General features: G+C 53.0%; 13 protein-coding genes. 2 read left to right on the top strand and 11 right to left on the bottom strand.

The window, feature by feature from the left end; genetic code table 11:
- Positions 1-27 precede the first annotated feature (27 nt).
- The 11 genes from NQZ67_RS02260 to NQZ67_RS02210 form a co-directional block, all read right to left on the bottom strand.
- Positions 28-1,629 (bottom strand): extracellular solute-binding protein, encoded by a 1,602-nt coding sequence (locus tag NQZ67_RS02260; protein ID WP_257442340.1) that lies wholly within the window; start codon positions 1,627-1,629, stop codon positions 28-30.
- Between the two features lie 147 nt (positions 1,630-1,776).
- A complete protein-coding gene (locus NQZ67_RS02255; protein ID WP_257442418.1) occupies positions 1,777-2,649 on the bottom strand; it encodes a carbohydrate ABC transporter permease in 873 nt (290 codons plus the stop codon).
- Positions 2,650-2,672: 23 nt separating this feature from the next.
- Complete coding sequence (locus NQZ67_RS02250; protein ID WP_257442338.1) at positions 2,673-3,584, bottom strand: ABC transporter permease; 912 nt, start codon at positions 3,582-3,584, stop codon at positions 2,673-2,675.
- A 6-nt stretch (positions 3,585-3,590) separates the two neighbouring features.
- Positions 3,591-3,773: a tautomerase family protein gene (locus tag NQZ67_RS02245; protein WP_257442337.1), complete on the bottom strand. Its 183-nt coding sequence runs from the start codon at positions 3,771-3,773 to the stop codon at positions 3,591-3,593.
- Positions 3,774-3,944: 171 nt separating this feature from the next.
- Positions 3,945-4,613 (bottom strand): DUF1961 family protein, encoded by a 669-nt coding sequence (locus NQZ67_RS02240; protein ID WP_257442335.1) that lies wholly within the window; start codon positions 4,611-4,613, stop codon positions 3,945-3,947.
- 147 nt (positions 4,614-4,760) lie between these two features.
- The gene (locus NQZ67_RS02235; RefSeq protein ID WP_257442333.1) at positions 4,761-5,879 is read right to left on the bottom strand and encodes a type I phosphomannose isomerase catalytic subunit; all 1,119 of its coding nucleotides are present in this window, start codon (positions 5,877-5,879) and stop codon (positions 4,761-4,763) included.
- On the bottom strand, positions 5,876-7,105 hold the full coding sequence (locus NQZ67_RS02230; protein ID WP_257442331.1) for an MFS transporter: 1,230 nt from the start codon (positions 7,103-7,105) through the stop codon (positions 5,876-5,878). Before NQZ67_RS02230 ends, NQZ67_RS02235 begins: the two co-directional genes overlap by 4 nt.
- Positions 7,102-9,399, bottom strand: a complete 2,298-nt coding sequence (locus NQZ67_RS02225; RefSeq protein WP_257442329.1) for a DUF4962 domain-containing protein — start codon at positions 9,397-9,399, stop codon at positions 7,102-7,104. Before NQZ67_RS02225 ends, NQZ67_RS02230 begins: the two co-directional genes overlap by 4 nt.
- Before the next feature lie 175 nt (positions 9,400-9,574).
- Entirely contained in the window at positions 9,575-11,053 is a 1,479-nt protein-coding gene (locus NQZ67_RS02220) for an S-layer homology domain-containing protein (protein WP_257442326.1), read from the bottom strand.
- Positions 11,050-14,676, bottom strand: coding sequence for a CBM96 family carbohydrate-binding protein (locus NQZ67_RS02215; protein WP_257442325.1), 3,627 nt, complete (start codon positions 14,674-14,676; stop codon positions 11,050-11,052). The genes NQZ67_RS02220 and NQZ67_RS02215 overlap by 4 nt, the downstream gene beginning before the upstream one ends.
- Before the next feature lie 25 nt (positions 14,677-14,701).
- A complete protein-coding gene (locus NQZ67_RS02210; RefSeq protein ID WP_257442324.1) occupies positions 14,702-18,583 on the bottom strand; it encodes a discoidin domain-containing protein in 3,882 nt (1,293 codons plus the stop codon).
- Between the two features lie 313 nt (positions 18,584-18,896).
- On the opposite strand from NQZ67_RS02210, the gene NQZ67_RS02205 reads away from it, so the two are divergent.
- Positions 18,897-20,216, top strand: coding sequence for a polysaccharide lyase family 7 protein (locus NQZ67_RS02205; RefSeq protein WP_257442322.1), 1,320 nt, complete (start codon positions 18,897-18,899; stop codon positions 20,214-20,216).
- 246 nt (positions 20,217-20,462) lie between these two features.
- The gene (locus NQZ67_RS02200; RefSeq protein ID WP_257442321.1) at positions 20,463-21,419 is read left to right on the top strand and encodes a sugar kinase; all 957 of its coding nucleotides are present in this window, start codon (positions 20,463-20,465) and stop codon (positions 21,417-21,419) included.
- Positions 21,420-21,421 lie beyond the last annotated feature (2 nt).

Below are 21,421 nucleotides of genomic sequence, written 5' to 3'. Positions count from 1 at the left end.
TCTTGCGGCTAATAGATCAGCAGCCGATTATTCGAAGGCATTTTCTTTGCTGTTGTAACGTTCCGTTGCTTCCTTAATCACATCATTTCCGCCTTTGGACAAGTATTCCTCCAGCACGTCGTCGAACGAGTCAACGGAGTCTTTGCCGTATACAATGCGAAGGACCTTCTCAAGAACCAACGGCGGCATTTCATCGGATTTCGGAGTCAGATCCGGATTCTGGATAAGAGCATCGAGACGCGGATCAAACTCAATACCTCTGCGGCCTTCTTTGGATAGCATATTATCGAAAGCATCGATCATTTGCAAGCCGCTGTCCGACAAGGAAGATACCATCTTATTGTACGTTGTATCCTGGACCATCCACAGCCAGTAGTTCAGGTATCTTAGCTTATCCGTGCCTTCCGTATCGGTTGGAACCTCGAACTTTGGCTCTCCGTTTACGACCTGATAATCTTCGCCTTCAATGCCGAAGCTGAAGAATAGTTCGGCTTCCTCGCTAACCATCCAGTTGAAAAACTTCACGATATCGGCTGCTTTGTCCTTTGCCTCCGCATTAATATAGAAGGAGCGCGTCACCGGATTGTAATGTGCGTAACCGCCTTTTCCATCTGTGCCTACCGGTGAAGGAATTAAAGCGATTTCGGCTTCCGGTACGTTGGATTTAAGCTGCGCACCCCATATTGGAAGCTCATTCGCATTCATCGACCACATGCCAACCTTGCCGCTTGTGATGTTGCTGCGGAAATCCGTACTTTCCACCGTCGCGAATTCCTTGCTGATCAAACCTTCGTCATACATCGTTTTATACACTTGAATCGCTTTTTTCATGTTTTCTGTATCGAAGAAGCTTGGTTTCACTTGTCCGTCCGGGAACAGCTTAAATTGGTTCAGGTAACCGAATACGTCGTAAGCGCCGAAGAACGTGTCGGAATATTTGAAGTTTTGACGGCCCGCGAACGGCTGCTCTACGCCGATCTCCTTGAATGCGCGAAGCACCTCCATCGTCTCCTCAACCGTAGTCGGAATATCCTTGCCTACCTTCTCCAGCAGGTCCGTGCGGATCCAGGTTGCGCGGCGCGACGGATTCGACAATATTTCCGGAATCCCGTAGATGTTGCCTGTGATGGAATCCGTCATGCGAGCCCAAGCTTCCTCGGGAATAAACTTCAACAGGTCTTGACCATGCTCTTCCAGCAGATCGTTAAGAGGAAGGAACACGCCGTTCGCGACAGCTCCAGCCAGCTCTGCTCCGCTCAGACCGCCGCTGCCTTGCACAACATCCGGAATATCGTTCGTGGCGAACATTTGAACCATCTTGTCCTGATATTCATTATGTGGAATTAATCGAATGTCCAAATCCGCGTTCGTCATTTCTTCTAGCTTCTTGACGTATTTGTCTTCATTGATATCAGGATGCTTCTCTACGTAGGCTACGTTCAGCGTTCTCATCGAGATGGAGAATTTGACCGGCTCCTTGTTCTCATCCGCAGTCTCATTACCGTTGTTCGTCGCAGTTGGAGACTTTGTCGCGTTGGCCTCTTCGTTCCCCCCATTGTTGCCGGAGCATGCAACCAGCACGGCGAATGTTGTAAGCAGCACGCCGGCTCTAGTCAAAAACCTTGTCATGCCTAACCCCTCGTTTCGTTTTATATTGGTTGAAAACGACTTCTTGAAGCGCTTTCAAGCTCAACTCAAGTATAGTCAGTGTCCATACGGTGCAACAATGGAGTCCCTTTGTGTGGACTTGTCGTTTTTTTAGGTCCCTTTACAAGACTACGATTTAATTGATCCGATCAGCATGCCGCTAATAAAGAAGCGTTGGAGGAACGGATATAACAAAATGATCGGCAATGTCGCTACTATAATGACGGCCATCTGGACGCCTTGCACGGACTGAGAAGTGACTTCAAACGCCAGATTTCCCGTATCCGACAGGTCATCGGTAATAAGCAGCTCTCTAAGCTTGACCTGAAGCGGATACAAGCTTCGGTCATTAATATAGTACAGGGCATCCATATACTTGTTCCAATTCGTAACCGAATAGAAGATACCAACCGTCGCAAGCGCAGGCTTCGACAACGGAAGCACAATACTCCATAGTGTACGCGTTTCTCCGCAGCCGTCAATCCTCGCCGCATCGATAATTTCGTTGGGCAGCTGAGCAAAGAAGGAACGAAGGACAAACAGATTAAATGCGCTGATCGCGGTTGGCAGCATAAGCGCCCAGAGAGTATTGGTGATATGCAGCTCTCTCATCAAAATAAATTGTGGAATTAGAGGAGCGCTGAAAATCATGGTCAGCAGGATTAGAATCATAACCAGACGCCGACCTACATATTCTTGACGTGAAATGGGATAAGCTAACATGGAAGTTGCCGCAAGATTTATGACCGTGCCGACGACCGTAATGTAAACGGAAATCGCAAAGGCTCTCCAGATCGATACATCCTCGAATACATACTGGTAATAGTGAGTCGTGAACTCCACCGGCCAGAACATCACCTCGCCGCGGTCGATCGCTCCGCCGCTGCTGAACGACTGGGCGATGACATTCATAAACGGCAGGAACATAGCTAATCCGAGTAATGTCAAAAACAAATAGTTGGAAACCATAAATATTTTCCTGCTTAAGCTTGCATGTCTCATTTGCAATTACACCTCTCCCCGAGTTAGTACAAGGATTCTCCCGTCGCTTTTTTACTTAGCGTGTTGGCAATCATGAGCAAGGTCAAGCCCACAACCGATTTAAACACGCCGATCGCCGTCGCGTAGCTGAACTGCAGCTGCCTCAGACCGGCCTTATATATATAAGTGTCCAAAATCTCACTGTTCTGAATGTTAAGCGGGTTTTGGAAGACGAATACGCGCTCGAAGCCATAATCCATGAAATCGCCGATTTTGAGCAGGAACAGAATCGTAACTACGGGCAGCAGCGCAGGAAGCGTAATGTTGAGCGTCTGCTTCCAACGGCCCGCTCCGTCAATTTCAGCCGCCTCGTACAGGTCGGGATTGATGCCTGCCAGGGCAGCCAGATAAATAATCGTCCCCCAGCCTACATCACGCCATAATCCGGAGCCGACAAGAATGGTTCGAATATACGACTCGTCCCCCAGGAAGTAGATCGGATCAATGCCGAACCAGCCAATCATAACGTTCAATACGCCAGATTCCGGCGACAGAATGCCGACGAAGATACCGCTTACAATGACCCAAGAGAGAAAGTGCGGGGCATACATGACAGTCTGAATAATTTTTTTGTAAAGCATGAGCCGAACTTCGTTCAGCAGCAACGCCAGTATAATCGGAGCCGTGAAGGCGAACAAAATATCATACATGCCCAGAAGAAGCGTATTCTTCAGGATGTTGATAAAATCGTAATGCGAGAACATCCTTTCAAAATGCTTGAAGCCCACCCACGGACTGCCGAATACGCCGCTAAACAGATTGAAATCCTGAAACGCGATGACCGAGCCGAACAGAGGCACGTACTTGAACACTAGAAAATACAGCAAGCCTGGAATAGAGAGGAAATACAGCATCTTGTACTTCCACATATAACCTAACTTCGATTGCTTAACCATCTGCTATCACCTCTTGTTCTTCAGATTGGCGGGAGCTTGATCATCGATCGGTATTTCGTTGAATTCAATGGTGATGAATTCTGGTTCCCGGTCTATTATTCGTGAAAGCTCTTTCGTGAACACTTCAACAATTTCATTTTTTTGCGCATCTGTACGACCCTCGTACATTTTGATTGTAATTTGCGGCATATGCATTCCTCCATGTATCGAATTACCCTTGCGGACTTATCTCTATCCTAAAGAGATATGATAACGCTAACAATGGAGTCGCTTTGCGGCCCTTGTACTTTTTTTAGGTTTTGCTGCTTGAAGACAGAAAAAGCGCCGCCATTCGTCAAACGAATGTGCAGCGCTTGGCACTTAAACCTGAGTATCCGAGAAATCATACACTCGCAAATTTGCATACTCCGCAATAAGCGGACTCATCTGGCGGAAGCCGATACGCCCTGCCCCCAGCAGAGGTCCATATGCCGCGCCGTCGTCCTGACAGTCGAGTACCGTCAGGTTGTCTACGGCAAAGGTGATACGTCCGTCCTTCTTTGTCAATCGCAGCTTGTAGAAGCGGTCCGTATCAGATGCATCCGGTATCGGATCTGCGCCCTGAGCGACGAGATGAAACCCGTAGCTCTTGCGCAAGTTGACCGTATGGAACGCCCGCTCCTCCGGGTAGCGTCTGCGGAAGTACGACAGGTGCATCGCGTCTATTTCTCCGTGATGATACATATCGTATTCCCCTGTACGCGGTGTAAGTTCGGGGTCGAACATGAATCGTCCGTTACGACCCGCAGCCGCAAAAAATAGGATGCACAACCCCGGCTCGCGAATCGGTCGAAACTCCCATTCGATAGCCAGCTCCGAGGGGAATTCATCCGGACACCAATATACGAAATTAGACTTCTGCCCTTCACCGGGATCCAGCAGGCTCTCCAGCCGCATCCGGCCAAGCAGAAACGTGACGGCAGCCTGCCCCTCCATAATGAAGCCCGCCACGTCCTCCGGGGCAGCAAGCGGGTTATGGTAAATTAGCATTCAATACTCTCCTCTCCCTGCAGCTTAAAATGATCCAAACCTAGCTCCATCATATTGCCGAACCCTATTAAAGCGCAACCAAAAACAGGGTAGACAGAACCGCCGCTTCTGCTTACCCTGTTTTCTCATACTTGAACGAAGAAGTTATCACTCAGGCGGGTAACATACAACAACCTTCAAATCAGCATGCTTGTCAGCATTCACCCAGGTAACGGCTTCCACACCGGCTGGCAAGAACAATTGATCGCCTTGCCGGACCGACATACGCTCCTCTCCCCAGTACAGCTCGCCTGAACCTTGAACAACGATTGCAATGGAGAAGCTGCCATCCTGACGCTTGGCATACGGACCGTTCATTTCCAGCAGTCTCATGGCGAACCTGTCGGTATCAGCGGCGCCGATCAGAACGGTCTCCCGTCCTCCTTGCGTAAGTCTAACCACTTTCGGCTCCTTCTTGTATCTAGCTAGCGTATCCGCCAGATTAAGAGGCTCATAGCGGAAGCAATCCAGCATGGCTTCAAATCCGACACCCTGGTGACAGGCGGAATCAGGGACCTGCAGACCGCTCGGCGTAACCCGCTCCGTTCGGAGAGTTAGATCCGTTGGCTCCTGAATTTCGATCAGGAAGCAGCCAGCGCCGATCGCATGGGGCACTCCCCCCTCCACCAGATAGACATCACCCTTCTTAACGGGGATACGATGGAGCGCATCCAGCATCTCAGGAATCGCTTGACTCTCGAACAGCTCCCTCCATCTTTCCTTCGTCATTCCCGGCTTGAAGCCCAGATAGATGCATGGCTCTTCGCCATCGATCACTCTGCCGCCGAGCACGTACCAAGCCTCCGTCTTCCCGAATTCCGAGGCGAACAGCTCTCTGGCTGTCTTGCGGCTTGGATGCACTTGAATGGTAAGCCGTTCGCCTGCATCCAGCACCTTCACCAATACCGCCATCTGCTCCTTGTATCTCTTGACATGATTAGGCCCCAGAAAAGCAGCAGGATCGCTCTCCACCAGCTCCTTCAAGGTTACGGGCGCTTGCCCCGGCTCCTCGGGTTCAACTAGACTCCAGCCTTCTGCAATATGCTCTCGTCCGGCGTTTTTAGCCTTCACTGCTGAAGCCACCCATTCCTCAGGGAAAGCCGTATCTATAGCATCGGGCTTGCCTTGCCAGCCTTCAATCAGCTTGCCGCCCGTGTAGGTTCTCCATACTCTGTTGCTTTTTAGCTTTAATGGTCTTCTGCTGCGTTGAACCCAATCGGTCGTCATGCTTGCTCCTCCTTGATGCGTGCTTTGGACTTTAACGTTTTGAGCCAAATAAATATCGCCGTCGAAAAGCCGATAAACGCGCTAATGATCCAAGGCAGCTTGAAATCCGTTTCCATCTGCAAGGCTATCTCCTGAAGTAAACCCGTTAACGAATTGCCCAAAAAGCCCCCAGCCGCGAGGAAAAACCCCGAAAATCCAAAATATAAAGCGAAGGATTGCTCGTCTGCAAAACCCGAGGTCATCTCGTTCATCTTGGGCACAAAAAAGATCTGACCCAGCGTAAAGATCAAAATCCCCCCCAATAACATCCAGATGCCAGATGCAAATCCGATGATCAGGTAGCCCGATGCAAGAAAAAATGCTCCGATGCTTAGCATCCGCCAGCCGCTCAGCACTTTACTGCAGCCGATATGAATCGGCAATTGAAGGATCACCATGAACACCGCGGCAGCCGTATAGAGATAGGCCAGCTTCGAGACATCTAGCATCAGCTGTTCTGCGCGAATCGGAACGATCAGGTACAGCTGGACAGACAGCGACCAGAGAACAAGCGCCACCAGATTGAATCGGATAAAAGGCTTATCGCGAAATACAGTAGACAGCATAGCTCGAACAGATGGCGAGCTTCCTTCCTTGCGCTCCGACTTACGTATATTCGGGACAAAATAATAGGTCAATATCCACGCAAGAAGGAACATGGCAGCCGAAGAAAAGCAGACGATCTTAAAATCGATGGAAAGTAAGAACATACCCATAACGGGTCCCAGAATAAACCCCAGATTGCTGAGCATCTCCCGCATCGCGTAAATTTTGGAGCGTCCTTCCTTCTCGGTCAGCACCGCATACACAGCGTAGCTTGCAGGATGGAATAACGAACCTCCGACCCCCGCGATAAACGCTGCGAGCATAAATCCTGCAGGCACCTGAGCCAGACCGAACAGAACATATCCCGCAATTCGAATGCCTACTCCTAATAAAATCGCTTGCTTATACCCGATTTTCTCGGCGATGATACCGGACACGAATCTAAGGCCTTGCTGAGAAAGTCCGCTGATCGCCACAATAATGCCGGCAATGGCCGGACTCCACCCCATATGGCTGATTGTATAAATGGACAACAGCGGGATTAACATGTAGAAGCCGATGGCCATACAGAGCGTGTCGAGATACATCGCGAGCAAACCGAGACGCTGCTGACGCCCCCCCTCGCTTGCGGGACCGCTCATGACTTCCTCACTTCAATAGAAGTTGTATTTCCTTCACAGGTAAACCTTAAATGGACAACATCATCGGTTTCTTCTACTTCACAGGTCACCAATTTCTCCTCCGCTCGTTTCATCGGCACCAGCAGCGTCACAAGCCGGTGGCTTATCGCAGCTCCGGACACTGCGTGTAGATGCCATTCGCTCGGCATGCCTTCAATCTCGTCTGTATCCACTTCTTCATACTGATTGGTCTGGCTAAGCTCCAGATCTCCCGAGGAGCAATAGACGAAGCGGCCAAGAAGCTCTGCATTGCCGGTTACCGCTCTGAACGTTTGGCCATTCAGCTCCATCTCATATGGCGTATGCATTAGCCATGTCAGAGAAGCCGGTTGTTCAAAATCCACGTAGTCAACAACAACAATATAAGCGTTATCTATGAAGTAATACTCCCGAACAAATCTGCGCAAATACGGCACTTCATGCTGATAGGCCGCGGTTGCATCGGCTCTCGTGTAAGAAACCCCATCTTTATGCCAAGCCTCTTCGATACGGCCGCTTGCTTCGAGATTCAACGTCTTGTCTCTGCCGCCATACTGGCCTTTGCCATCGAATAGCAGCACATTTTTGGAACGGGTCTGCCGGCGCCAGTTCAGATGCATAGTGCTGCCGAATGCCACATAGTAGCCGCTTTGCACGGCAAGAGCTTCCCCATAGGCGTGCAGCACGAAAGCGTTCTGATCCCCGTGGCTATGGCTTACAGAGCCGTAACGGCTGCTCTTCGTCAGGAGCATAATATGCTCCTTTGGATTCGTAGGACAAGCGTGCATCGCCACCCAGCCGATATCTCGGAACCACTTGACGGCTTCCATATCAGCCGGCTCGACAGCTTGCACCGCTTCAAAGTCGTGCAGATACAACATCTCGTCAAAGCGGAAATCCCACCATCCGTAGTTGTAGAACTTCTGATCCGCTTCTTCGAAAGTTTCTCTTGTGCGAATCTGCTCATAATACCACTGGTATGTCCCATTACCTGTAATCCCAGCGAATTGACGCATAAGGAAGGCCGTCTTCAAGCTCGGAGGATCTCCTAATGTCGATTGATCGCAGAAGCTGGCACGAGTCGTATCCGGGCTGAAGCAGTAGAGCGGGAAGTCCCCTGTACGCTGGAAGAAAGGCCGCTTGTAATAATCAACATTCGTTGCGTTCCGGAGCAAGTTGAACGCTTCTGTCACATAGGCTAGACCCGTTGTCCAGTACATTGGTCCTTCGGCCCAGCCCCCATCAGCACCGCCCCAAGGGGTATAAAGGGCGGAATAATAATCCATTGTATAGTTGAGCCATTCCGCCGCGCTATCGTTCTCGAACAACATAGCCAGGCAACAGGGTACGAGAACGGAGGACAAGGAACGGACAGCGTGGCTGTCATAAGGCACGGAATGAATACGCGAGCTTTCAATGACGTGGCAGGCAACCTGTCCGGTACGGCGCAGAAGCACCTCGCGAACAAGCTGCCGCTCCTCTCCTGTCAGTTCGCCGTACAGCCAGTCGTATCCCCACGCAACAGCGGCTGCAATCCGGAAGGCCGCTTCGTCGTTGTAATCCCTCGAAGTAGGCCCTTCGGGATCCCATGCGCATACATGGAGCAGCCATTCCTTCGCGCGATTCAATAACCGCCGATCCTGAAGAATAACGCCGGCTACGCTCATATGTCGAATAGCATACAACGTCTCTTGACAATCCATATACATCTTCCGCCACAGCTTGGCTACTCGTTTGTTGCCCGGATAAGGCAAAGGTTCGGAAATGAGCTCCCGTTCCAGCCAAGGCAGCACAGAGCCTTCATAGAACGACGGCCAGGAGCAATAGCTCTCGTCCTCTTGCAATCGCTTGCGAAACTCGACAATCTGCTCCGCGTTCAACCATAATCGTGGATGATCCTCCCTTGTTGCTCGATAGCGGTCAATCGGATCCGGCAGCGGAGTCTCCGGCAGAGCTTCCTCCACGTTGAAGGAACGGACGCGGCTCCACTCGGATAATTCACCCTTGCCGAATACTGCGGCGTAACGCCAATAATAAAAGCCGGGGTCTAATACAACGTCCGGCGTGTAGAAGGGGTATTTGACAGGTCCGGCCAGAACGGTCGCTCCTTCCTCGAAGGAAGGCGTTGTCGACCATTGAAGCATATATCCTCTCTCGCCGCTGTCGGCGGCCATCCATGTGAATCGGGGAGGATTCTCTAGCAGCTTGGTTTCCTCTGTTGGTGAATATTGGACACTTAGCGCGCTGCTCTCGGGTTGATTTAATGTTCTATCCATGTGCGCTGCTCCCTTCCATTCGTTTCTTGCATTTGCCGCACATTGAAAACGCATACGATTTTCCTCTCCAAAAGAAAACCGGCGGCCTCTATATCTATCATAGAGGTCGCCGGATTAAGCTCACAATGGACTGGTTTCCGCTGACTTGTATTTTTTTTAGGTTTTTCCTGCTCTGTTAGGGAAACATGCGATACACAACCTGCGCGGCTTCCGCGCGAGTCAGCAGCCCCTTCGGTACAAACTGGCCGTTGCCGCGGCCCTTCACATATCCCGCTTCCGCTGCGGTATGGACCGCGCTTACAGCCCAATCGCTGATCGCGTCCTCATCCTGGAAGGCAGCATTCGCAGAGCCTGAAGCCGTTTTGCCTGCATCCCCTTGCTTAATGCGAGCCGCGTTCATCAGAATGACCGCCATCTCCTCGCGGGTCAGCTGGGCTTCCGGAGCAAAGACCGTGCTGGATTTGCCGGCAATCAGCCCCGCCGCATAAGCAGCCGCTACCTCATCCGCATACCAGCTTCCTGCCTCTACGTCTGCGAAAGGCGCTGGCTCAGCCGACTCCAGCTTCAGCGCGCGAACCAGGGTCGCCGTGAATTCAGCTCTCGTCATCGAGCGGTCCGGCGCAAACTTGCTTTCACTTACGCCTTGCATCAGATGTTTCGCCGCGAGCTCTTGAATGACTCGCTGTGCCCAATGATGCGCCGGCACATCCTCGAATGTCTTCTTATACTCCAGCACCGCATAAGTGCTGAAGTGGTCGAGCATCGCCGTCAGCTTGGAGCCATCCCATATGCCGCCTACATATTCGGGTGCGCCATTAGTAGGGATGTAATAAATCCCGACTAACCCTTTGTCCGCCCCGTTGTCGACGGACATGGACAGCTTCAGCGGCTCTGGGAATGCCGCCAGCTGATGCTTTGTGCCATTCGCCTCCAAGACGAACAGCTCCAGCTCCAGTCTGTCACCTGCTACATGGAGCCCAGTCGTTGCCGAACCCTCTCCAGACAAGCTCTGCTCACCTTCCGCCTTGGAGACTGTGAACCATAATTCCGCTTGACCGATAGCTGAGGCAGGAACCTGTTTCATCAGTTCGTTCAACACTGCGGCAGGAATGTTCACCGACATGGAGTCATGCTCAATCTGAAGCTGCTTGCCGTTCTCCACTTGGAGAGCCTGGACAGGAACCTTCAAGCCTTGCTTGCTTCCTAAGCTAATCTGCAAGCTCCCATCCGAATTCCAGTTCAGCCGGTTCAGCTGAACCACCTTCGACTCGGGCATCTCAGGAATTATCGGTACAACAGGAGGCAGCGTCACGGGCGGCGTATAGGTCACCTCTTGGCGGAACCCCCCCGTTAAGCCGGCTGCGCCGAGAACCACCTCATATTCCCCTGCCGTCTTTCCTGCCATAGGTACAACAAACGTGAAGCTCCCGTTCGAATCACTTGTTGTCTGGTCCAGATGGGCGAGCTCGCCCTCGGGTCCCGTCATGCGAAGCGAGATCCAGCTGCTGTTTCCAGTTGACAAGACTCCGCTCACCGTCAGCTCTGAATCTTCTACGGACAGGGCTGCCGTCATAGTGGCACTATCCGCATGGGCCGACGGCATAAGTCCGAACAACATACTGCAGATCAACAATAAGCCTGCCCATTTCTTCATCGAATCTCTCCCTCCTCTACCAGCTCGATCTGCACGTCGATTTCATAACCGGCAGCATTCGCAGGCAGCTGGAAGCCCGCCTTCAGGATAGTCTGCTCCTGGGATGCCAGTCTCTTAACGGTAGAGACCTTGGCAACAGAGGTTCCGCTGGCATCAAGCAGCTGGAACACAATACGAGCTTCTGTGCTCTCGCCTGAGGCGTTCACTGCTGCTGCTTCAATGACTGCAAACCTAGTATCGTCCAATTGCGCGATAGCCTGGCCCTTCATATCCTTCATTCCCGTAATGCTTACTTGAAGAGGGAATCTCGGCGCTCCCGTCGCCGCCTCGGAATCAGGACCCGCACCCGCTTCATTAAAAGCCGCTACCTTGTAATAATAAGTTAGGTCATTAACGACCGTCTCATCGACATACGAGAGCTCGGTTGTCTGATTCTTAACCGTCTCATAAGGACCGTCCGGCGAGCTCGCGCGCTTCACGGTATAACCCAGCGCTCCGGTCACTTCGGTCCAATTGAGCTCGACGCGTTCATGACCGCTCTCCGCTGTCAGCTGCGGCGCTTCCGTCAGCACTTGCTTCTCCCCGATTTGGAGAATTAGCTGCGCCGGCTTATCGGTTGTCGTATCCTCTTTGGAGGCGTACTCCGCGCCCCGACTGCTGTCAATGCCTCTCAGACGCAGGGTGATCGTTGCGTCCTTGTGTGCCTTGACGAAGCTTGTGACATCCAGCGACACATAGGTGCCGATTTCAGCTTCTCCAACGAATACACGAGCAAGCTCAGCGCCCTCCTCGGCTGGCGCATTCGTGTAGGTTATGCCCATCTCGGTCCAGGAATCATCGTTGATGCCTCTTACATCGATCCAATATCCTTTCTCAGGCTTAGTTAAGGTCGAGCCCTCGATGCCCTTGACGAACAGCTGCAGCACGGCCTCCTCCACGACGCCATCTATAGACGGCATATTGAATTTGAGGAACATATCCCTGTTCTCCGAGGAGGTGCGCTTCAGCTTAAGCGTCGGGCTGCCGCCATAGTTGTCATCTTCAGACGTGCCGCCCTGAATATACGTATCCTCCGAAACCTCCACGATGAGCGAGTCAGGCTGCTCCGGCTCTTCCGGAACTTTCGGTTCCTCCGGCTGCTCCTCTTGCCCCTCCAGCACAATCTCCAGGACAGGAGGCTTCGTCAGATCATTTTCCTTCGACGCAAAGTCCGAGCCCAAGTTATCCTCTACGCCGGCAACTCGGAAGCTGACGTAGGCATCCTGCTGGTTTTTGACAAATTCGCTGACGTTCAGCTCAACGTATTGTGCATCTCCCTCTACCTTAACCGGACTGGAAACCGCTGAGCCCGTTGGCGCATTTGCGAATGTAACGGTTCCTTCCTCCCAGCCATCTTCAATGCCAATGGCCTGAATCTGATAGCCGCCGGCCGTGCCCGTCGCGGTCTCCAGATTCACATTGTAGAACTTCAATGTCGCGCGTCTGACGTCCCCTTCTAGATCCGACAGATCAAATTTCATGATCGCTTGTCTGCGGAAGTCGTTGCCGGCAGCTCTCTCTTTGACCTTCAGCTTGGTAGCGTCACCATAATTGTCATTGGCATAAATGCCGTCTCTGATAAAAGAATCCGCGATCGCCGTGAGCTCTATCGTCTCTCCATCAACGCCGCCTTCCTCCCCGCCCCCGGGCGGATCAGTTGGAGTCGGTTCTTGCGAGCGGGTATCCTGCATATTGGCGAAGGTATTGTCCGCGACGACATTCGTGTCATCCACGTTAATATTCGTGCCCGCGTGAATCCGAATGCCGCCCGTATTATTCGTAATGGTATTTCCGGTAATCAAGATGTCATCCGGCTCCCCAGCGCCGGCCTGTGCGGCGTTCGAGTCGCCCGGATCCTGCTCCAGCGAGATGCCCCAAAACCCGGAAGCCGTATTGCCTGTAATGAGATTAGACCTGACGATCGTGCCGGGTGCGTTCATGAGCAGAATGCCCTTGGCGCCATCAGGACTAACGGTGTTCTGGATCGTATTGTTCTCAATTACCGTGTCCGGACTGCCCATATGCACCTTAATGCCTTCCCTGGCGTTCGTGATTGTGTTGTTTGCTATGACGTTCCCAGGGCCGGAGTTGTCGTGATTGGACGGCGCCGTTCCGCCCGTGTTGCCGAGCGCGATGGCTGCACCCTTCGGAATATCGCTGATCGTATTCTGTTCAATCATGTTCAAATATTCGTCTTCGCCATGAAGATCGATCGCGTCAAGCACCGTTCCCGTAAGCGTATTGCCCGTCACAAGATTGTTGTGCGCATAATATTGCAGCAGCACGCCATGACGAATATGCGGGCCGATGAACTCGGAATTCTGAACGACATTGTAGATCGTGTCGTTGGCATATCCGCTGCGGTCCGTCTTCACGGTGCCTTGAATCGATACGCCGTATCCCGCTCCGCCTCCTCCAACGTCCGTCGCATTGCGGAAGAGGGAGTTCGTCACGACGATATCCCGGCTGTTCTCGATCCGCACGCCCATTTTACGGAAATTCTCCACGATAACATTGTCGATTGTCATATTATAGGAGGGGACGCGCCCAATGCCGTCCGCAATGTAGATACCATAATCCGGACCCGCCGCCGACGGATTGTTGATCGTATGATCCGTGGAATATGAGCCGGTAAAGTTGAACGTAATCGTCAAGTCGGATATTCGGATATCGTGTTTGCCGAAGGCGTTCATCACCTTGCCGTTCTGCTGCGCTGCCAGACTGGATACCAGCTTGACATTCTCCCTGCTTTCACCGCGCAGATTAACGCCCGATTTCAGAGCGATATGGGAAGTGCCGTCCGTTGCAAGTGTACTGTTCAAGTTGTAGGTGCCGTTAGGCAGGTATACCTCGTCGCCGGCTTCAGCCGCTTCCAATGCGGCAAGGATGGCAGGCAGATCATCCTGCCCGTTGTCCTGCGGATCGGCGCCGTAAGCCTCTACGTTCAGCGTTTCCCCCGTCACCGCATTCGGCGTATGAATGACATGCGCGGAGCCATCCGGATTCACCATGCCAGGCTGTGTGTAGGTGACATCCTCTCTCTCCTCGGCTGGCGGAGGCTGCAGCTCCTGCAGAGGCGTGGAACCATCCGGCTGAGGCGCATAAAGATGGACCACCGAGATACTATTCCAATCGTTACTCGTGTTGCCGTAACCCGTAATCCGGATATAAGACGCCGTTGTATCGGCCATATCGAACGCTTCCAAGCCGATCGTCGCGCCGGAGCTTATGGTCTGTCCCAGCACCTCGGTCCAGTTCGTACCGTCCTGGGAGGCTTCGATACTTACCGTTGTTTGTCTCTGGTCGCCCTTGACGAACGCGATGCCGAGATAACCGACCTCTTGCGCGCTGTCCAGCTGATAAGCAATCCACTGACCGCTGCCCTGAGCAGACCATCTCGTCTCCAGATTGTCGTCCAATGTATTGTCCGGGAAATTCCCGTCATGCCCGCTTGCCGTAACGGCTATTACGGAAAGCTTAGATGCGGCTGCATGGGTGATCCCCGCCATGTAAGGAACACATGCCAGCAGCATGGCCAGAACCAGCAGCAAGCTCGTGCTTCTCCGAACTTGAATTTTCTTCATTGTTTGGTCCCTCCTTCATATCCGCTTAATCAATTTGGAACGCTTCGGACAACGGCGTCATCCCATCCCATGAATCCCAGGCGAACAGCTTGATGGAATCCGCCCCGGAAGGCAATTCAAGCTCAGCGCTAATCGTTTCGCTGGCCAGTCCGTTCAAGAACCCGCTGATAAACAAAGTGCTTAGCAGTCTGCCTTGCTGATCATAGACCCCAACGGTTAGAGCCGCCTCCTGCGATTCATGCCGCGTATTGGTTATCACAGCTTCGACCTGGACAAATGCTTGACCGTCAACGCTCGAGATCGCGGCTCCGCTGCGATCCTTCAGCTCCACATTGCTCAGCAGCACCGGAGGCGCGTCTGTCGCATGCCTGCCGAAAATCTCCGTCTCCAGCAGACTGTTCCATCCGCTGGCTGTATTGCCGTAACCGACAATTCGGATATACCTCGCCATCACGCCCGCTTCATAAGCCTCCAGCTTCTCGGTTTTGCCGCTGGACCATGCCGGTTCGGTCACGGTGCTCCAGCGCTTGCCGTCGACGGAAGCTTCAATGGCAAATTTCGTTTGCCGGAGATGCCCGGAGCTCCAGGCCAGCTTCACATAATCAACCTGATAAAGCTCGCCCAGATCGTAAGCGATCCATTGTCCTTCCCCGTTCTCGGACTTCGCGGACCAGCGTGTTGTCATATCGCCGTCCACTGTGTTCGAAGGCACATTGCCATCATCTGCGCTCGCCGTCACCTGAGCGGCTTGCAGCTTCTCGGCAGCTGGATCATCCAGCAGCGGCACGAATAGGAGATTGGACACCGAAGAAATGTTGTCCGCTTCATCGGATGAACGAATGGCGAAGAAATACGTTAGACCCGGCTTCAGCCCTTCAATCGTCATGCCTTGCCCGGTGCCGACAGATAATGGCGCCGGTTCTCCTTGCACTTGAACAGCCTGGCTCCAGCTTGCCTCGTCGATCGGCGATGTGCTGTAACGGAGATCGTACGACGCTGCCGTTCCTTTGTAGCCGTCATCTCCTGGCGCGCTCCAGGTCAGACTCGCTGTGCTTGAGGAGACCGAAGCAAGCGTCAGGTCTGTAATCGCCGCTGGGGCGATGACGTCATCCGCCGAAGCCGTCGTCACGGAGGCCGCATTGGACAAAGCGGAGACGTTGCGTGCCGCATCACCGGATTTAACCGCTACATAATAGGTCGTCCCTGCGCTTAACCCGCCAAGAACCATCGATTCTTGTGTACCGGGCGCGCCTGGCACAGGCTCTCCAGCTGCTTGACTGGCTTGACTCCAATTCTGCTCCGTAATCGGCGTCACGCTGTACCGCACGTCATAGAAGCTAACGGCATCGCCTGTATTCGCATCGGCAGGCGCAGTCCATGACACGATCGCCGCGTTCGCTCCTTCATTCACGGCATTCACATCCGTAATCGCCAGCGGCGCGGTCACGTCCCCCGCTCCCTCATCGACATATTGGATTTCCAACTCGCCGCTGCCGGACAGGGCAAGCGTGACGTAGCCGTTCGCTTCAGAAGCTATCACCGCTTCTCCAGCCAGACTGGCCGAAGCGACCGTCTTGCCATCCGGTACAAGCAGCTGCACCGTATACCCTTCAGAGGCAGAGGTAATATAGCCGCTGTGACGCTCTCGCTCCGACACATCCAAGGCAAGCGCAACAGGCGCGCTGGAAGCGGCCAGCAGCTCTTCGCCATAGCTGATGGAGGTACCCTGCTTCATCGCATATTGCTGCACCCAGCCGTTATGGCGCACATAACCGAATTCAGCATCGGAGCTCAGATCGCCCACTTCCGTCATCGAGGCATCGTTTTGCACCAGGTACGTATCCAGATTGCCATTCATGGCTACGGTTCCGCCTGTGCGGTTCTCGTCGCTTGCATCGGTCACAACCGGCGTGTCCGCCTGAATAGGATTCGGAATCAGGATTTGCAGGAAGCTGGCATTGGCCGCTTGCTTCTGGGCGGTCACATAGCCGAAAGAAGCCGCATCGTCCTTGATATAGCTCACTTCACCAACATGATTGGTCAACGTGGCCTCGTCAGACAGAATCCATGCGGACAGCTTAGCCGCTGTGCCGTACGCATCCTTGGAGTAAATCCATTCCCGATAATGGCCGTCGCCGATCATCGTGCCGCGTCCGCCATGCAGATACAGCTCGAATTGGCCGTTCTCGCCATCCTTTGTGCTTAACTGGTCGGCAACCACGAAGTATTCCTGATTCGGGAACGCAATCGAACGTTTGATATACCCCGTGCTCTCGTCGTCCGATGGGAACAGCAGCGGGTTTTCCCCTTTGGTCGTATCATTCGTAATGGCGATAAATCGCGCTTCCTTCTGCTGGAAGTCGAAGAAATCAGTGTCCATGCCGAAGCGCGACACCGGCGTTACGTTCTGCGCCGTATCAACCGGCCACGCCCCATTCAAGGTCACCGTGTTATGCGCCTTGGCCGTACGGTACCAATTGCGGCGCTCGGCATCCCCGTAGGCTGACTTGGAGTAGCCGGAATCGCTTGCCATCATCTGATTCTCTGCATGAATGACAAAGCTCAGATGATCGAACTGATTATGGTTGTCCATCTCCGCCTGCCCGTGGAACAGCAGGTAGCGGGAGGAAGGGTCGTCGTTCCAATGATTGCGGAATAGGGTCTGTCCGCCCTCGTTCAGGAACTGAGTAGCAGAACCAGTAGGTGCGATCGACTCCACGGACGGATCGTAAGTCAAATATTTGTTGAGATCCATCGTATCGTCGTAGCTGGCACCCGTATTGTTGCCGAATTCTCCGCCCCATGGCGCGGTATCGGTCTTCTCGTAGCGCCACTGGAACAGATTTCCCCATTTCGCAGTTGGGTGAAGAGGTGTCGTATCCTCGTCGTTCACGAATTGGCCGGCAACCATCTGCAGGAAGTTGTGTCTTAGAAAGGAATCCTCGACATTGGGCATCCACCCTTTGTTATTCGTAACGGAGAATTCCCAGATGAAGGCCGGTTTGTACACAGGGAACAGATCAACCTGGGATACATGCTTGTAGTGGTAGAGGAACGGGAGGAAATTCAAATGGGAATAAATATAATATTGCGAGCCTTCCCGATACACCCCATCCGAGCTGAAAAAATATTTGGTGTTCGTATTGGCTGCCCCAAGCGCAGTTTGAAGCCATTGCTCGGCATCCTCGTGTCCGCTTAGCGCCAAGGCAGCAGTGCCAAGCCCCCATGCCGGCTTGGAGCGATGATTATGCGGGCGCGGCCCCCATATGTACATGTAGTCGTTAAGCGCCTGCGCTTCTTTGGCAAATGCGGCGCGGATGGCCGCATCCTGCTCGGTCGTCAGCTCGCTGTGCATCCAATCATACGCTTCCGCGAAATTTTGAATCCAGACGCCTCTGTAGGTTTCATCCACCGGACTGCTCGACACGGTCGGATCGCATTGGTAGATCGGTCCGTCATAAGCGCGCAGCAGTGCATCGATTGCCGCGGTCTTATGCTCCTCCGCCCCCTCCATGACATACATAAACGCGTTGTACTTCGCAATTCGGGCCATATCCCCGTAGTAGCTGTGCAAGCGGCTGTCGACGCATGGATTGGGATACGCCGGCACCTCTGGGAGCGCCGCCCCCAAATATTTGCTGCCCTTCACATTGTTCCATAACTCAAGCGCATATTCGTCCGCATTCCGTTTGTCATACACGTCGGCCGCCTCATCCGCCTTGAACCATAAGCTTGGATGGGCTTCCGTCTCCGGAAGGATCGGCACCTCGGAGGTTGTAAAGCCGCTATAGCTCTCATAGTTGACCTCATCCGCGTCGATCGTCGCCGTCGTCATGAAGAAGGTCGCCGAAGCTACGGCAACCGCCAGCATAAGAGACACCGGTTTTTTCCATTGTGTAACTCGCACTGCATCATCCCCTTACCTTGTTAATTAAGTTGGTTGCGCATTCTCCCGGCATGCGCCTGCCTCGCCCATATCATACTTCTATCATCCCTTAACCTGTAAGCGGTTACTTTTTGTTTGGCTGGTACTTTTTTTAGATCATGCAATAATTACCAAGTTATCTTAAAAAACAACAAGGCAACGCTCCCAAAAAAATGTATAGTCAATCCCGAAGGAGGTGAAAGCGCTTTTATGAATTAGAGCAATCGCATCACGAGCGAATCACAGAATGATTGACCTGTCATCGCTTTCCAAATTTATCGAAGGAGCTGTTATGATGAAAAAAACAAAGTCTCTACGTATGCGAACGATTGGCTTCCTTACTGCGCTTGTTCTTATGATTGGCCTTATCCCGTTATCTCCTGCCGCATTTGCAGCCAGCGAGCTGCCAGTGGCCTCCGTTACGGCCAGCAGCCATGACGGCAATGTTCCCGCCAATACGCTTGACAACAACTACACAACGCGATGGTCTGCACAAGGCAACGGACAATGGATTCAATATGATCTGGGCCAATCCGCTTCGATTGAACGCGTCAAGCTCGCTTGGCATCAGGGGGCGCAGCGCCAGTCCACCTTCAATGTTCAGGTATCCGCGAACGGCTCCAGCTGGAATCAGGTGTATGCGGGCACCAGCAGCGGCACAACAGCGGCTCTCGAGGTTTACAATTTCACGACGGTCACGGCCCGCTATGTGCGTATTAACGGCTTCGGCAACAACGTCAACAATTGGAACAGCATTCTCGAGACCGAGATTTGGGGCACCGTATCGAGCGGCGGCGGCGGAGACACTGGCGGTGGCGGCACTGGCGGGCTTAATCCTTCCTTGCCTCCGAGCGGGAATTTCGATTTGACCAAGTGGAAGATTACGCTTCCGGATGCCAGCGAAGTGCAGCCCTCCTCGCTAAGCAATGGCTATACGCATCCAAGCTGGTTCTACACAAGCTCCAGCAATGGCGGCATGGTGTTCCGCTCGCCCAATCTGGGCAGCACAACGACCAACAGCACGTATACCCGCTCCGAGCTGCGCGAGATGCTGAATCCATCCGCCGGCACCACATCCTTGGGCAACAACTGGGTCACCTCCACCTCGTCCTCCAGCACGAAGTCGCAGGCTGGCGGCGTTGACGGCACGATGAATGCAACGCTTCAGGTCGACAGGGTTTCTACGACCGGCGACAGCACTAAGATGGGACGCGTAGTTGTCGGCCAAATTCACGGACCGGACACTGAGCCCATTCGTCTGTATTACCACAAACGTCCGACTGATACAAAGGGCGCCATCTATTTCGGCACGGATGACCTGAGCAACAACAACACCTGGGTTAATATTATTGGCGGGCCTTCCAGCCTGAACCCTTCGAACGGTATCGCGCTTGGGCAGAAGTGGAGCTACGAAATTAAGGTCGTTGGCCTGACGATGACGGTCAAGGTAACGCCAGAGGGCGGATCGACAACAACGGTGCAATACACGCTTCCGTCCGGCTACAACAACAAGTATCTGTATTTCAAGGCGGGAGTTTACAACCAGAACAACACAGGCACCTCCTCGGATTATGTCCAGGCGACCTTCCATAAGCTCACGCATGTGCATTCTTAATGCTTGAACCCTTCAAGTACCGGACGGTAACCGCCCGGTACTTGAAGCTCAGAACCTCTTCCATCATGCCGATGGAAGAGGTTTCTATTTTTTCTTCTTATCCTCATAACATTCTTATCGCATCCTCCGCCGTATCTCATATTTCTGCCAAAAAAACAACAAATGGATCTGGAATTACTCTATCTCTCGTCAAAGCCATAATGCTATAAGATGAACAAAATAACTTATCAAAGGATGAATACTTCGATGCCAACTAAACTAGATGTCGTTACATTCGGGGAAAGCATGGGCCTCATTACTCCGGACGACGGAAGAAGCCTGGAGACAACGCAGAGATTAACCAGAGGCTTCGGGGGAGCGGAGAGCAACACGGCCATCGGGCTGGCGCGGCTCGGCATACAGGTCGGCTGGTTCGGTCATCTCGGAGATGATTCCCTGGGACGCTCGATCTTGAAGCAAATACGGGGTGAAGGCGTGGATACGTCACGGGTCAGACTGAACGAATACGCTTCGACAGGACTCATGCTTCGCGAAGTGTTGGATGACCGGCTCGCTGTACATTATTATCGAAGCGGATCAGCGGCAAGCCGCATGACTCCGAATAGCCTGGACGAAGCTTATATCGCCCAGGCCGGCTTCCTTCACCTGACGGGCATTACCGCGGCGATCAGCGCAAGCGCCAGAGCTACTGTGCATGAGGCGATTCGAATGGCCAAGAAACACGGCGTTAAGGTCATCTTCGATCCTAATATCCGCTTGAAGCTTTGGTCCATCGAGGAGGCCCGTCCCATATTGCTGGAGCTGGCGAAGGAAGCTGATTATTTCCTGCCCGGATTGGACGAGCTGAAGCTGCTTTATGAGACGGACGAGCTCCCCGACATGTTGAACCGCATCGCTGAATTGAATGCCATATCGGTCATTAAAGGCGGAGACAACTGCTCCTATTTGGTAGAGAAGAATAACGTAACAGCTGTTCCTTTCGTAAGAGCGTCCCGCGTCGTCGATACCGTCGGAGCAGGCGATGCTTTCTGCGCAGGATTCATTACAGGTTTGGTGTGGCGCAAGCCTCTCGAGGAGTGCGTGAAGCTAGCCAGTCTGCTGGGCAGCCTCATTGTACAGGTTAATGGCGATTGGGAGGGGCTTCCTTCACGAAGAACTCTACAAGCCAAGCTAGACGGAAACGCCAATCATATAGAACGATAGGA

Source organism: Paenibacillus soyae (assembly GCF_024623455.1).
Classification (GTDB): Bacteria; Bacillota; Bacilli; order Paenibacillales; family Paenibacillaceae; genus Pristimantibacillus; species Pristimantibacillus soyae.
Note: the sequence above shows the minus strand (reverse complement) of the source record. Positions and strands in the feature narration are given on the sequence as shown.